The sequence below is a fragment of the Candidatus Syntrophocurvum alkaliphilum genome (assembly GCF_009734445.1).
In the GTDB taxonomy this organism is placed as follows: Bacteria; Bacillota; Syntrophomonadia; order Syntrophomonadales; family Syntrophomonadaceae; genus Syntrophocurvum; species Syntrophocurvum alkaliphilum.
In genome coordinates, this window is record NZ_CP046457.1 from 888,181 (window position 1) to 903,644 (window position 15,464).

Annotated in this window: 14 protein-coding genes; all 14 read right to left on the reverse strand. The window is 32.7% G+C overall.

Going from position 1 to position 15,464, the window contains the following annotated elements; all coding sequences use genetic code 11:
• Nucleotides 1-22 precede the first annotated feature (22 nt).
• Nucleotides 23-823, reverse strand: a complete 801-nt coding sequence (locus SYNTR_RS04355; RefSeq protein WP_156203377.1) for an ExeA family protein — start codon at nt 821-823, stop codon at nt 23-25.
• A gap of 2 nt (nt 824-825) precedes the next feature.
• Complete coding sequence (locus SYNTR_RS04360) at nt 826-2,109, reverse strand: DDE-type integrase/transposase/recombinase (RefSeq protein ID WP_243140260.1); 1,284 nt, start codon at nt 2,107-2,109, stop codon at nt 826-828.
• Nucleotides 2,110-2,247: 138 nt separating this feature from the next.
• Nucleotides 2,248-2,778: a DUF6431 domain-containing protein gene (locus SYNTR_RS04365; RefSeq protein WP_156203378.1), complete on the reverse strand. Its 531-nt coding sequence runs from the start codon at nt 2,776-2,778 to the stop codon at nt 2,248-2,250.
• A gap of 115 nt (nt 2,779-2,893) precedes the next feature.
• Nucleotides 2,894-4,180, reverse strand: coding sequence for a recombinase family protein (locus SYNTR_RS04370; protein ID WP_197079230.1), 1,287 nt, complete (start codon nt 4,178-4,180; stop codon nt 2,894-2,896).
• Nucleotides 4,125-5,408 carry a recombinase family protein gene (locus SYNTR_RS04375; protein WP_197079198.1) on the reverse strand — a complete coding sequence of 428 codons (1,284 nt, stop codon included), beginning with the start codon at nt 5,406-5,408 and terminating at the stop codon, nt 4,125-4,127. Before SYNTR_RS04375 ends, SYNTR_RS04370 begins: the two co-directional genes overlap by 56 nt.
• 64 nt (nt 5,409-5,472) lie before the next feature.
• Nucleotides 5,473-6,168: an N-acetylmuramoyl-L-alanine amidase family protein gene (locus tag SYNTR_RS04380; protein WP_156203380.1), complete on the reverse strand. Its 696-nt coding sequence runs from the start codon at nt 6,166-6,168 to the stop codon at nt 5,473-5,475.
• Nucleotides 6,169-6,170: 2 nt separating this feature from the next.
• Nucleotides 6,171-6,581, reverse strand: a complete 411-nt coding sequence (locus SYNTR_RS04385) for a phage holin family protein (RefSeq protein WP_156203381.1) — start codon at nt 6,579-6,581, stop codon at nt 6,171-6,173.
• A 62-nt stretch (nt 6,582-6,643) separates the two neighbouring features.
• Nucleotides 6,644-8,002 carry a hypothetical protein gene (locus tag SYNTR_RS04390; RefSeq protein ID WP_156203382.1) on the reverse strand — a complete coding sequence of 453 codons (1,359 nt, stop codon included), beginning with the start codon at nt 8,000-8,002 and terminating at the stop codon, nt 6,644-6,646.
• 30 nt (nt 8,003-8,032) lie between these two features.
• The gene (locus tag SYNTR_RS04395; protein ID WP_156203383.1) at nt 8,033-9,484 is read right to left on the reverse strand and encodes a hypothetical protein; all 1,452 of its coding nucleotides are present in this window, start codon (nt 9,482-9,484) and stop codon (nt 8,033-8,035) included.
• A 12-nt stretch (nt 9,485-9,496) separates the two neighbouring features.
• Entirely contained in the window at nt 9,497-10,819 is a 1,323-nt protein-coding gene (locus tag SYNTR_RS04400; protein ID WP_156203384.1) for a hypothetical protein, read from the reverse strand.
• Complete coding sequence (locus SYNTR_RS04405) at nt 10,816-11,097, reverse strand: hypothetical protein (RefSeq protein WP_156203385.1); 282 nt, start codon at nt 11,095-11,097, stop codon at nt 10,816-10,818. Before SYNTR_RS04405 ends, SYNTR_RS04400 begins: the two co-directional genes overlap by 4 nt.
• Nucleotides 11,090-12,373 carry a hypothetical protein gene (locus tag SYNTR_RS04410; RefSeq protein ID WP_156203386.1) on the reverse strand — a complete coding sequence of 428 codons (1,284 nt, stop codon included), beginning with the start codon at nt 12,371-12,373 and terminating at the stop codon, nt 11,090-11,092. Before SYNTR_RS04410 ends, SYNTR_RS04405 begins: the two co-directional genes overlap by 8 nt.
• Nucleotides 12,373-12,750, reverse strand: a complete 378-nt coding sequence (locus SYNTR_RS04415) for a hypothetical protein (protein ID WP_156203387.1) — start codon at nt 12,748-12,750, stop codon at nt 12,373-12,375. The genes SYNTR_RS04410 and SYNTR_RS04415 overlap by 1 nt, the downstream gene beginning before the upstream one ends.
• The gene (locus SYNTR_RS04420) at nt 12,750-15,458 is read right to left on the reverse strand and encodes a phage tail tape measure protein (protein ID WP_156203388.1); all 2,709 of its coding nucleotides are present in this window, start codon (nt 15,456-15,458) and stop codon (nt 12,750-12,752) included. The genes SYNTR_RS04415 and SYNTR_RS04420 overlap by 1 nt, the downstream gene beginning before the upstream one ends.
• Between the last annotated feature and the right edge of the window lie 6 nt (nt 15,459-15,464).

The following is a 15,464-nucleotide window of genomic DNA, read 5'->3' on the forward strand; positions in this document are numbered from 1 at the left end:
CAAAGACCGGCAAAAAAATATATTACATACCTAAATCTATTGCAGCTAATCGAACTGCCTCGTCATCAATATACTTTAGTCCCTTTTGACAACCAAAAACTAGACTATTAGTCGCTAGGCTATTAATCAAACGTGGCCATCCACGACTTACAGAAGTAATTGCTTCAATTGCTGCATCTGAAAATATAGGATAACTAGATCCAGCTAAAGTCATTTGGTGTTCAATATAAGCTTTAATTTCTTCTCTAGACAAAGCTTGCATTTTGTATCGCATAATAAGCCTTTGGTTTAATGGTTGATGATGTCCTAGTGATAACTTCATACTTAAAGATGGCATACCACACAGTATAAGAATAAAAGGATTTTCTGCATCCATAGAGAAATTAAATAGCATATGTAAATCACTTAAAAAGCTTGAAGTTGCAAATTGTAATTCATCTAAAACAATAAAAGGTGTAATCTTTTTATTATGGTAAAAGCTTAAAATAGCCTCTTGAATTTGTTTAAAAAGATCAATTTTTCTAGAAGCAGGTTCTAAATCAAGACTATAAGCTAAGCCTCTATAAAAATCATTAACAGTAACAGTAGATAAAGGGAAATATACAGTCTTGTATAAAGCAGGATTAAGAGAAGTGGTAAAAGATCTTAATCCTGATGTTTTCCCTGAACCTGCTTCACCTACTATCATGCCAATTCCACGATTATCTTTTAAATAATTAAGTCTAGCAGTTAATTCATTGTAAGAATTAGAAGTAAACATATTCTTAGAATTAATTTCTTTACTAAAAGGTTTAGAAGATAAAGAATAAAAACTTTTAAACATAATTAACTATCCCCCTTTTGCGTTGAAGCCTGATGAAAAGAAAGCTTCTGTTCTGGGTTATCTAGAGAATAGTCACGTTTAATAATAGCATTATCAGCTAAAGATACTAACTTACCATATTCTAAAAACTCATCATTTTCATATACCATTACCTTATCCATATTTTTAGGATCAAATCTTACTTCAACACGTTTACCTATAAAAATAGAAGAGACCTCATAAAACTGATTGTAAAGAGAAATAGTAGAATCATTATTCACCTTGCGTTTCTCTCTTTTTAAAAATAGATTATTAACCCATAAAGGGTCATCAACCACCTTGATTTTGCTTGCCTGGGACATATACTTATCAAGAGGTGAAATTTTCAAAGCAGAATGTATGCGCCTGTGATAATCCTCTTCTAACCATCTTAAAAAAGCGTTATTAAGTTCTTCTAAAGAAGACGGCTTTTTAGGGATTAACGGTAAAAACCTATCTCTTACAGTGCGAAAAAATCTTTCTATTTTCCCTTTACTAGCAGCATCATACGGCTCGGTATGTGAAATAGCAGTTCCCATTCTAGCGCATGCTTCATGAAATAGAGTAGAGCGATAAACCTTAGCATTATCAAGATAAACTACTTGAGGAATACCCCTTCTAAGTAAAGCCTCAACATATATACTCTTCATACTCTCAAAATTTTGCTCTACATCAAATCTAGCAAAAGTAACAAGTCTTGAACAATCATCAATAAATGCAAAAAGATAAGTAGGTTTTCTTTTTCCATTAACATAAAGATAAGGTCCAACCATCATATCGCCTTGCCATAGGTGATTAACTTCATCATAAGCAAATTTTTTTCTAACCTTAGAAGATGATTGTTCTACTAAAGGTTTAGCTAAATTTCTTTTAGCAAGAAAACGGTAAACTGAATGATAAGATATCTGTGAACGTAAAAACAAGCCATCTTTAACCATCTGTTCATAAAGTAGCATTACACTAATACTAGGGTTTTCTTGTCTATAGGATATTATCTTTTCACCTAAAGATGAAGAAATAACTCTAGAAGAGCCCTTGTCTTTTCTGCCTTTAGGTTTCAGTGCATCTAAGCCGCCTTTTTTGTAATCATAAAACCAGATCCGAATTGTTTTAGCATTATACTCTCTTTTACCGTAATAAGGGACATCATGGACTTGTGATGCTAATGTCTCTAAATACTCACTAATATCTTCAATTTGATTATTAAGAATTGGAGCAACAAGAGAAAAGCGAAATAGAGCTATTTGTAGTTTTTGTTCTTCTGTAATAGCCATTTAAACACCTCCAGTTATTATTGGAGGTTAACCGGTTAACCTAATTAAATATATTTTATTAGTAAATACCTATATAAAGCTAGGCAAAAGGTTTGTGGAATAAAAAAATTGTTTAAAAACTTCTTAAAAATGTTAAAATGAAAGTGCCATAAAGTTATTAATTATTTGATCATAATGACCTTTTAAGGTTGTTTCTCTTGGCGGAGGGGTTAAATATTTTAATAACTGAATGGCTTTTTTATTTTCATCTCTAGAAATGCCATACAATTGCTGCTTCTCTCTTAATGCAACTATTAAAGCATTCATATTCCTTAAAAATCTAGCTTTATAAAAGGCTGCTTGTTGCCTTGATAATCTTGTGGGAAGTTTACTAAAAATTTTATTAAGTTCTTTTAATATAAGTGGGCGAGAATGCTGAAAATATGGTAGTAGGAAACTTGGGATTAAAGAAGTGGTTTTCTTGCAAGAGCGACAATAGTACCTACAGATTTTTATCTGGTATTCCTTCTTATAATAAATGACATTTCTATAGTAATACCCATGCCTATATAACTTAATCCTAGCTTTACAGCAAGGACATTCTAAAATATGAGGAAAAGTATTATTTACTGTAGTTTTTATATACTTTGAAATTTTATTTGCCTTTGTCCATATAATTTGCAATATTATTACCTCCATAATAATCTGCAAAAAGTTTAGCAAATTATTATGGCTTTAACATCACTTTTATTAGTTGTAATTTGCAAATAAAGTAAGGGGTTTTGTATAGTTTAATGTGCTAAATAACACCCCCATCATAAACTGTTATCTTTTCAACCAGTTTAAAGTACAAATCAATATCAAACTGCTTAATTATTTCTGCCTTAGAAAAAGTCTTAATAAATCTTTTAGCTACAATAACCTTTAAAACATCATCACAATTAAGTAACTCCTCCCACTTTTCAATAAATTCATCCTTATTTTCAACTATCACATTAAAAACACTTACAAAAGCTTCATATAAAACTTTATCATCTATATGCTTGCTCACGCAGCCCTTTTGGCCTTTTGCTAAATACCTAACATTACAACGCCATATAAACCTACGCAATTGCTGGTTAGTAGAGTTCCATACTTTCCTGCCATATGTCTTGCCACAATTACCACATATAACCCTGCCTGCAAATGGATTATCTATGGTTGCATAATCAACTTTTTGTATTCCATGCAAAGCTGCAAATGCCTTTCTCCTATCCATTTCAAGCTGTACTGCTTCCCAAGTATCCTTATCAATAATTACTGGGTGGCTATCCTCAACATAATACTGTGGAACTTGACCATTGTTATTCATTCGCTTCTTACTTAAAAAATCTACTGTATAGGTCTTTTGAAGCAGAGCATCACCTTTATATTTCTCATTACTAAGCATTTTTCTGATACTACTTTCATACCACTTAGTCGAACCATTCCAATTTAAAACTCCATCAGTTTCAAGATCCTTAGCTATACGGTTAGCACCTTTTCCCTCTAGAAACTCAGTATAAATCCGCCTAACTATTTTAGCTTGTTCTGCATTAATAATAAGATCACCATTTTCATCTTTATCGTAACCTAGAAACTTGTTGTGATTAACAGTTACTCTTCCTTGCTCAAATCGTCTGCGAATTCCCCAAGTTGAATTTTCTGATATAGATCTGCTTTCATCTTGAGCAAGTGAACTTAAAATGCTTAAAAGCACCTCACCCTTGCTATCTAATGTATTTATATTCTCTTTTTCAAATATAACTCCAACACCTAAATCCTTAAGTAACCTTACATAGTTAAGACAATCTAATGTATTTCTTGCAAACCTAGATATAGATTTGGTTATTATCATATCTATTTTTCCTTGCTTACAATCCTCAATCATTTTATTAAACTGTTCTCGCTTTTTAGTGTTAGTTGCTGAAATACCTTCATCAGCATATATACTTGCTAGTTCATAATCTGGGTGGCCATCTATGTATGTGGTATAGTAATTAACCTGAGCTTCATAGCTTGATAACTGTTCTAATTGGTCGGTTGATACCCTGCAGTAAGCTGCCATTTTCTTTTTCTGTGTTGTTAATTCCTGAGCTAGATTTGTCCTGTTCGCCTTTGCGGGTATAACTGTAATGTTTTTTGCCATTCTTGATTACCTCCTCAACAAAAGTAGGTTCTTGTATATTAACTTTAGAGATTGTTTCATCATCAATACTGATACCAGTACAAGCATCTTTGCCATTCTTTATATAATTGCTGCATTGCCATACGATTTTTCTACATGCATGTTTGCTATTCCAGGTTCTACGTCTTAATGTAGCTTTACATTTATTACAATAAAGCAATCCAGTTAATTGATACCTGTTTTGATACTTGTTTGTACCTGCATAAATACCTTTAGCTTCAGCTCTATTTTTAATCTCATTCTGAACTTTATCCCACATTTCTTTTGGAATAATAACTGGATGGTTTTCTTCTATATAATAACTATCTAGTTGACCAATGTTTTTCTTTTTAAGTTTATTTAAGTGGTTCATAATAAAGGTTTTTTGTAAAATAGCATCACCTTTATACTTTTCGTTTTTTAAAACTGCAAGAATAGTTGTCTCATTCCACTTTGAGCCTGTAACTGTAGGTATCCCCTCTTGATTAAATAGTTTTGCTATTTTAAATGTTCCTTTTCCTGATAAATATTCTTGAAATATACGTCTTACTATAGAAGCTTCTTTTTCATTTATAATTAAATCTCCATTTTCATCTTTGTCATAACCAAGAAAGCGATTTGTATTAATAACTAATTCACCATTTTTAAACTTTTTATGATAGCGCCATTTTATATTTTCACTTACACTCCGGCTTTCTTCTTCTGCAAATGAAGAAAGGACGGTAAGCATCAACTCACCGTCCCCTGATAATGTATTTATATTTTCTTTTTCAAACCTTACTTCAACCCCGATTTCTTTTAGTTCTCTTACTGTTTGAAGCATTACCGTTGTATTTCTAGCAAACCTTGATATTGATTTAGTTATAATTAAATCGATTTTACCTTGCCTACAAAACTCAAGCATTTTTTGAAACTCTGGTCTGTTTTCAGTTGTACCTGTTATTCCTTGATCAGCAAATACTCCAATAAACTCATATTTGGGATTACTTGTAATTAGGTTTTCATAATAACTTACTTGATTTTCTAGGGATTCACCTTGTTTTTCGCTATCAGTAGATACCCTAGCATAAGCACATGTTTTTCTTTTTTTTAAAGTTTTCTCTTTAGGCTCAATTACTCTAACCCTCAAGAAACCACCACCTTCTATTATATTGGTAGTAACATATATCACTCTGGATTTAATAGAAGTCAAGCTATGTATTGCTTAATAAAGCTATCCTTTTTATAAGAATTGCAGCATATTCTCCTTTGACTGTTTTATCTTTTCTTGCATTATCAATCCAATATTGAGGGGAGTTAATAATATTTTTATCAACTAATATATTTACAGCATCTATTAATTCTTTATCTTCCTCTACATATGTTATTCCTAGTTGATCTAATATAGCTTTAGTAATACCTGTTGTTATTTCTTCTCTCCTACTGTCAAAAAGGTAATTATCATTTTTATTATCAAGAAAACCTATTTCTATTAAAACTGCAGGTGCTTTTGTTTCTCTTAATACATGAAAGTTTGCTGTATTAACTCCGCGATTTATAAAACCTATATCTGTTAATGCATTTTGAATTTTAGCTGCTAGTTCTTTTGACTCTTTACTAGCTCTATTAAATATATAAGTCTCAACTCCTGAAGCTACTTCAGGTTTAAAGGCATTTCTATGTATTGATATAAAGTAGTCATAATTACCCTTATTGGAAAAACTACTTCTTTTATTTAAAGAAACTGTAGTATCTGATGTTCTAGTTTCACCTACTTTAATACCATGACGTCTTAACTCTTTTGCTATTTCTCTTCCTATATATAAGTTGTCATCTGATTCTTTTCTTCCTTTATATTTAGCACCGGGATCATTTCCACCATGACCATAATCTAAACAGACTTTATACATTTTTACTTACCCCCCTTGTTATTTAGTTGTGCTAGAACATCTTTTAGTTTTTGTGGAATTGGTAAACCAATATTTGATGTATTTTCAATAATACTTATACCTTCATTTGAAATATAAAAAAAGATGACTGCTGTGCGAATTGCACTTCCGTCACCAATTATATAAGTATCTATTATATGGGCTAAACCTACTAAAATAAATATAAGTATCTTTTTTAATATACCTCTTGCTCCTATATCACTAGATAATTCTTTATTAATTATGGCTAACATTACACCGGTAATGTAGTCAACAATCACAAATACTATAAGTGTATATAAAAAGCCATCATAACCTCCAAGAAACCAACCCAACCATCCCCCAACGGCAGCAAAAATAACTTGTGTATATGTCCATAATTCTTTTAGTTCCATATTTATCCCCCATTTAAAAAAGCCGCCTAAGTGGCGACCTCTTTGTAATTGCTATATTTTTTTTACTCTTCATCATAAATTCTATTACTTGATTTTTCTTGTGTAATTTTCCCTATATAATCTGTTAATCTTCCTTGGCCAATTCTTCCTCCACTATCCACTGTAAATTCAGTGTAAAAGCCACCCTTTCCAAATCTGTGTCTAATCTGAGTAATTAATCCAAGGTTTTTCCCTCCTCTATCATCGATAATAACAGCTTCATCCCCAACTAATAAATATGGTCTAAATGGGCCTGTAAAACTTTCTACTTTCCCAACATATTCAAGCTGCTTTACAATATTTTCAGCATAAGTATTAGCATCACTTTCACTTGTTCCTTCAGGGATAGGAATATATATAGTTTTATTTCCTCTTAAGTTCCAACCTTGATAGGTTTGGACTTCTTTGTAAACATGGACTTTGAAATCTCTATCATGAACACAAACCCTTCGATATGACTCCATATCGTCTCTAACTATATTTCTTGAGAAAATATCTTTATTTCTTCTAAATTGATATATACCTCGCGTCTCAAAAACACCATAGTCAATACTTCCCACAATAATAGTTCCATCTACCTTCTCTTCAATTTTCCAATTGCTTTCACTCTTCAAAATGTCCTCTATTCCACAAAGATAATCCATACTAGGATTAAATTTATATCCTGCTTGAACACTTGAAGCTTGAATGGAAATACTGTAGGGACTTACTCCTGCTTTAATTAGAATTTCTCTAATATGTTCATGTATATTGTTATAATTTAGTAGATGTCCTTCATCAAAGGATTGATCCTTTAAGGCTTTTCCTATTAAATTTCTACCACTGCAATTTGCAGTATGACTTAGTACTCTATAATTTGAACGATCAATATAAAATCCACCTAAATCATAATCTTCACTGTCTCCCATTCTTAATTTAAAGTTTATTTTTGCTCCTGGAATAAGGTAAGATTCATGTTCAGATATTCCAATATTGCCTTTCTTTTCTGGGTCTGGGTTTTCAATATTTTCTATAGTTAACTCAAAATTAGATACTGGACTATTAATGTCATATTGGATACTTGCATTGTCCAAATAGGGGCTAATATCTATCTGTAATTCATAAATTAAAAGTCTATGAATATTACCAGTTTTATAAGCACCTATGGCTCCAAATCCACTCATGGATTCTATCCCAAAATACTTAATATTTTGATCTATAGATATATCTTTCTTTTCCTCAAAGTTGCGATTATCCCATTCACCATAAGGAACTTCAGTTATTTTTCCGTATAACCTCCCATCTTTAATAAAAAATACTTGGGCTTCATTATTAAAAAAATGAAGAAGATCAGGATACTCACCCTGATCAATTTCTTGTATTTCTATAAAGTTTAATTTCATGTAAACACCTGCTTAACTTCTTCACTTAGCCTATCTTTCTCCGAATTGAATCTCAAAATCAACATCTAATACGTAATCCTCTGTCTTAGGAATAAACGGAACACTGTAATCCGCTGTAATAATAGCATCTTCTTCTGGTGGCGTATCAAAGGTAACTGTCGGTCTATTGTTTACATTATTTAATATGCTTACAGAGTGAATACGTCCTGTTGTATTACCGTAACCAGTAAATCTAAATCTTAAGTATTCATAAGGTTCTTCAATTGTATAAAAGTACGATTCAGCACCATTACCACTATTCCAATCTGTATATATTTCAGTAAAATCCTCCCCGTCATTTGAAACATCTAAATAGACCCTAGCAGATCTCGGACTCATAAAATACTGCCCTTCTAATACAAACTCTAGGGTTTTTCCTACTAAAAAGGCAGGATCCACTTTGGTAATTACTGAAGGCATACTTTGAGCATATATTGACATTCCAATAAACGGTCCAGAAAATATATTAAGATCTTTTATCTCAGAAGTTAAGTCCACCGCCTTCCAAAAAGGAAACTTCTCTCGATTAAGATCTTTTTCTATGTTATTTAGTGTGTATTCATTTGTAAGCTGTCCATTTATTTTTATACTTACATTGTTAACATCATACCACTTTAAATCAAATTCTGTGGTTTCTCCGTCTCCTGTTCCAATATCTACGTCCTCAAGCATATAGGGATTCCATATCAAAGAATTTACTATATTTGCTCTGCAAATATCCGATAATGCAACTTCATAAATATCGTGATTTCCTTCTTCCGTCCCTAATCTTGTTGAAAAAGTAACCTTTCTATTTTCTACGTCTGCACTTCTATTAATAGATTTAGAATATATTAAATTGCCAATACCCTTAGCCGCATTTTCTTCACCAACATCTCCTGTAAGTACATTTGGATTAGAAAAGCTACTTCCAGTTAAATATGAAATTAACCGATTGTCTATTGCATTTTCGTAAAATTTCACATCGGGATGTTCATTATCTAACTCTATAAAAACTGTTGCATATATAATGATAATATCAATGTCTGTTTTTGTAATGTTCAAAAGGTTACCCTCTGCATCGCGAATTAAGGCATGGGTGTTTATGTTTGTACTATGATCACTAATTCCAACCTCAGTAATTACCTCTCCTACAAACTCATCAGGTTCTAGCCTTATTTTCCTTGTCCATGAGCTTATGGGAAACTCTTTAATAACTTCTTCTGTTGTAGCATTCTTGTTTCCAATCCTATCAAATAATGTTATTCTGGATGGGTCAAGGGAACCTGTCCCGCGTCCAAAGACGATGTTATTAAAATAATTATTAAAATTAACAAGTCTTTGATACATTCTATCTAAAATAATATTCTCAGCTTGTCCCTTGTTTTTTAACATATTTGACTTTGCATCCCTAACTTCAATATCAAATCGGTTATGTATTTTAGTTCGTGTTTGAATCTTCATATTAATTCACCTCTATGGATTAATTATATCGGCGTGGATAAGATCTAAATTTACATTTAATACTCTTGCTGTTATTATCCCTTGGTCTAAAGGACTTAGATAGTGTAAATTAACTTTAGCAAAATGTATTTTTACTGTTGCTAATATCTTCAGATTTTCGGACACATAAGGGTTTGGGGTTGGGTTTAAATCTTCTGGTGTAAATGAAACTTCAAAGCTTTCTACACTTCCTCCTGCCCCCCTTAGATTTCCCTTTGATGCATCGTATTTTATCGCTAGCTCACCTTCCACATTATGAAATCTCTCTAATGAATCTGTTATTAGTTGCATATATTTCATATCATTAGAAGTCATGATTTTAAAATCCATCTGATTTATAGATGGTGATATTTTAGGGTTGGATGTCTCTAATTCTACCTTGATAAATAGATTTTTATTTGATAGATTTGCTCCTTCTTCTACTGATAAAATCTGTGTGCTTCCAAAAGGTTGATAAATCCAATCTTCACTTTCTGGAGTGTTTCCTTTATCAATAACTGCAGTTGATACTATTACTTGTGTTCCTTCAGGAGTTTCTTGCATCCAAGAAATCTCACTACTTAATACTTGCTCTACATTTGATACATCTTTGTTATATGTAAACATTCCATAAGTTTTGTACTCTTTCCCTAAATTTATAATTACTTCTGTTCTTTCACTATCACTAAATAAATTTGCTAAATGATATTGATTATATAGTGTTGTATTAGTAGAATCATTTCCTTCAAATACATTAAGATATAATTGATGACTTGTTCCATTGATCTTTTGAAAAAAGAATTTAACTTCCTTTTCTGTAACTTGTATTGCCAGGGCAAATTTATCTGTGCTGCTATTATATCTTCTGTGCTCTGCATAAATACAAAATCCTTTTTCATTCTCATTCCATTTTGTGTTTTCACTTCTTAAATCTTGAGATGGCGGTCTAAATGTAAAAAATATTAGTGGTAAGTTAAAAGTTGTGTACATTCTACTTACATTAGGAATAGAACTTGCTATAGACCTTCTTGATATATTAGAAGGTGTAGTATTATAAAATCCTAAACCTGCTTCAGATGAATAGTTAAACCCTGTGGAAAATTCAATTTCTCCTTTGATTGATGATAAAGTTTCAATAAACCAACTACTATCGTCAGCATTAAAACTACCTTTAGATATGTTTTCATTAATTCCTAGTTCACCACAATAATTTTCATACATGTCCAATGCTGTTAAATTAGTTTCATCTTTTTTTACTAAAACTTGAGTCTTTGCTATTAATAGATCCTCTTTTCCTGTTATTTCTAACTCCATCATTCTCCATCACCCTCAGCAAATTCTAAGATTAGTCTGTCACCTATAATTTCAAGATCTATCACTTCTCCTTCTTCAAACTTTATTTCGCTACTAGCAACTGGAGGTCTATATTTTACTTCTGAAATTGTATATTTCTTTTCTATCTCCTCACCATTCACATGTTTAAACTCTTCACCTTCAACATTAAAAGCTTGTTTATTTTGATTTATATCATCTGTTGTATTTGTTAATAATTGTGTAAATTTAATTCCTATCTTTTGACCTTGCCCCTTACTCATTCCAAATCGCCTCCACTTCAGGTAGCGGTAATCCTACTGGTTCTAAGTTTTGGGGATAAAATATTTGTTCAAAAGGAGTATATACTTCCCCTACTCCATTTTTAGTTTCCATTCCTAGAAACTTTAATGTCCCCTCTTTATCTACATCATTGAAATTTGCAAATGTAAGCTTATACTCTTTATAACCTAACCTTTCAATACTTTCTGGATAATATAAACGACTAAATTTATCTTGAATTTCAAAGTCTATTGTTGAATAATTGTATAACTCATTTTGAGTTCTTAAGATTAGAATTTTCCCCCAGTCCCCTTCTTCATCAGGTGTATTTTCAATATAAGTAAATTTATTGTCTGTTTTGCTGTATAAAAACGCTATATTTAGCTCCTTTATATTTAAAGTTATGCTTCCATGAATTGACATTAAATCTTGTTTAACTGTGTTTATAAAGTCAAGCTTTGCTCCTTGTCTTACATATATTCTTTCAGGGGATATAGCCATACCAGCCCAATTTCTAGATGTTATTACCCAGCTTGTAATTCCCAAAACATTTTCTATCATAAAGCCTACTCGGTAATCATTTGTAATAAATAAGTTAATATTTTGAGCTATGCCAGTAAACTCTTCTACAACACGCTCATTTTCCCATCGATAATTTCCATCTTCTTGTTCTGAATAATTTTTATAATAAACTTTTCCATCCTCTTTAATGTATGCTGCAATTACTCCATGGTCATGTGTTGGTATCCCTACACTTTTCCAACCCCTTATGGCCTTTACTTTACTCACATTGACTGCTAATTCTTTTCTTGTTTCTTCTTCATCCCATAACTGTGTAAATAAGTTCCCATCTTCTTCAACCCAAAATATGTACGGTTTTAAAAATGTTCTAATACTCCACTGATTAATTCGGTTTAACTCCCATCTCCCATCAAAGGCAATGGCAACAGATTTTGCAGGTCCTATTTCAAATTGATTAATAAACCCCTCTGCATATTTATCGGGATACTCTCTTTTGGAGGTCTTTGCTATTCCATTATCTATATGGATGTCATAAATTCCTGTAGGACTTCCATGAGGAAGAAGTCTTTGTATAGCTACAGCCACTTCTGAAATCCCTACTTTTTCCCTTATGGTTTCAATATTAAAATAATTGGTATCTTGAATAGAAGATCTGGCTCTAGCAATAGTTACTTCAATTTGAGGTTCACTGTTTTGATATTTTGTATATTCTTGTTTGGATAGTTTTTCTTTTAAAGAGGGTGGAATTCTCCTCATTAAACCTCACCTTCTTCAACAATATTTAAAATGCAATCTCCCTCATAAAGCCTACGATTTCTTTCTTTATAACCGATAGTCAATCGTTCCCAGGAGATAGGGTTTCCAATTTCTCCAATATAGGTTCTATCATATTCAATAAGCTTTATATTTTCTCCATTCGTTTCTAATCTATTAATTTTTTCCACTTGATCTTGGTTAGCAATAACCTTGAAATTAATGCTTTTAAGAGGTTCTCCTATTATTTGTGTATGATAACTTCCGTCTAACAGTTGATTCCTAATCTTTATACTCTTATATTGTATTGGCGAGACATGCTTTACAATTTCACTTAGACGTTCTTGATTTATATTTTCAATTCTAATGTTATTGAACATTACATCCTCGCCTCCTGCCTTAATCGATCCATGATAATTTCAACTGTTCCCTGAAGTTCGTTTTTATTATTAACCCCAATTACTGTTATACTTCCAGAGTGTTCAACCTTTCTTTTAAAACCTTCTCCTATAATTTGATTGGTTTGATAGTCATTATATATCTTACTTGCTCTAGGCAATTCCACAAGTTCTGGTCCAAGTTCTCCTACCATGGTAAGTCCTCCTTGGAAATATGAGGTTCCTGAAAAATTCTTTTTTATAGGCGATGTTACCGTACTTACAATGTTTTCGGTAATGTTTCTAATTCTATTTGTAAAGGTAGCCTCTTTATTTTCTACCCTTTGACTATTCCATTCTAGTAGCTTGTTAATCCCACTTTGAATGGACTCTCTAACCCTAGAAAAAGCTCTAGAAACTTTATCGGACATAGCACTAAACTTTGATCCAGTTACACTATCCATGGTGGATAGAGCTGTACTCCAAACATATCTATACCCTTCAGTGTAAGTTGTGATTACTCCACTAATGCCTCCACCATTTTCTTCAATAGTTCCTTTAATATTTGCCCATGCTGAAGATGTATTGGTTTTTAAAAACTCCCATGTTTCATTAGTTCTTCCTCTTACTTTTTCCCAGCTAACACTTACATTTTCTCTAATACTACTTAATGACTCAGATGTACTAAGCTTTATACCTTCCCACTTATCTACTATTCCAGCCTGAATTAATTCCCATCGTTCATTAGTTGAGGTTTTAATATTTTCCCATCCAGTGGTGATGTTTTCATTTATATTAGTTAAAGTATCGGCAGTATTTTCTTTTATACTTTCCCATCTATCACTAATTCCTGTTTTAACATTTTCCCAAGCTTCAGTTGTGTTTTCTCTAATGGAGTTCCATCTTTCACTGATTGATTCTCCTAGTTCTGCAGCTTTTTCCTTGATGGTGTCCCAATTTTTCCATAAGGTAATCCCTACTGCCGTTATTGCTGTTATAGCTAAAACGGCTAACCCTATCGGACCAGTTAAAGCTGTAAACGCAGCAGCTAACACCCCTTTTATAGCAACTAGTCCTCCTGCAGCAGTTGTTGCTGTACCTATTGCTGCTGTTTTACCTGCAAGAGCAATTGATATTTTAGATAATGCTCCAATTACAGTTCCAGCACCTATTACTATCTTTCCACCTATTATTAATACAGGTCCTAATGCAGCAGCTAAAGCAGCTATTTTTACAATAGTTTCTTGAGTAGCTGGGTTTAGATTAGAAAACCAAGTTACAGCTCTTTGTAGGTTCGTAACTAGTGTTTTTAAGTGTGGTACTAAAATTTCAAATATCTCTATTGCTACACCTTCGAGTTGTGATTTTAAAATAGTTAGCTGACCTTGAAGGTTATCCTGCATTATATCTGCCATTTCACCTGCTGCACCACTATATTCTCTAGTAGCTGCAGTTAAGTTTTGATAATCCTCCTCTGATGCATTAATTATTGCTAACATACCACTCATAGCTTGCTGTCCAAATAAAGTTGATGCATATTGGGCTTGTTGCTCCTGAGTTAGATTGGCAAAGGATACTCTTAACTGATCCATTACATCTTTAAAAGGCAACATATTACCACTAGCATCAGTCATGTTTAGACCTAGCTGAGATATAACATCTGCAGCTTGTGATGTAGGCTGGGCCAGTCTTGTTATAGATCCTCTTAATGTTGTTCCAGCTTGAGACCCTTTTATTCCAGCATTAGCCATTAAACCTAAAGCTAGGGCTGCATCTTCTGCACTATAGCCCATTGAACCAAATATAGGAGCTACATATTTAAAGGACTCCCCTAGCATCCCAATATTTGTATTAGCATTACTTGATGCACTAGCTAAAAGGTCAGCAAAACCTCCCGCATCACTAGCTTGCATCCCAAAGGCGGTTAAGGCATCTGTTACTATGTCAGATACAGTAGCTAAGTTTTCACCTGAAGCAGCAGCTAGCATCATTACGCCATCTAAACCATCTAGCATTTGGTTTGTATCCCAACCAGCCATAGCCATGTAGTTTAAGGCTTGAGCTGATTGACTTGCACTAAACTTAGTAGAAGAACCCATTTCTTTAGCTTTTTCACCTAGTTTTTCTAGTTCATCACCTGTTGCTCCAGATATAGCTTGAACTTTACTCATTTCTGCTTGAAAGTCTGAGCCAATTTTAACTGCAGCAGCCCCTATCCCTACTAGTGGTAAGGTAACTTTTTTAGTAAGGTCTTTACCCACACTTTCCATCTTCATTCCGATATCCTGCATGGATTTTCCTACTGGTTCTAGGCTTTTACCTAACTGATACCAACCAGATGATTGAACTTGAATCTCTCTATTTATACTTACTAAATCTTGCTCCATCTGAACAAGCTGGGTTCTTGCTTGATTAAGTTTAACTTCTAAATCTGCTGTTGCTTTAGCATCTTTACCTTTGGTTTCTACTGCATTTTTATGAGCTTTTTCTAATGCTTCTACCCTTTGTTTTTGTATCTCTTTTTGTTTGGTTAAAGAATCTGATCTAACTTTTAGTTTATCTAGTTCACTACCATGCTTTCCTAGTTCAGTACTTGCTAGTTTAAATTCAGACTGAACTTTTCGCATTTCTTGATTAAGTTTACTAATCCCATTTTGAAAGCCACTACTATCAAGTCCAACCTTAACATTTAGTTGCCCTATGTCTGACATATCCCT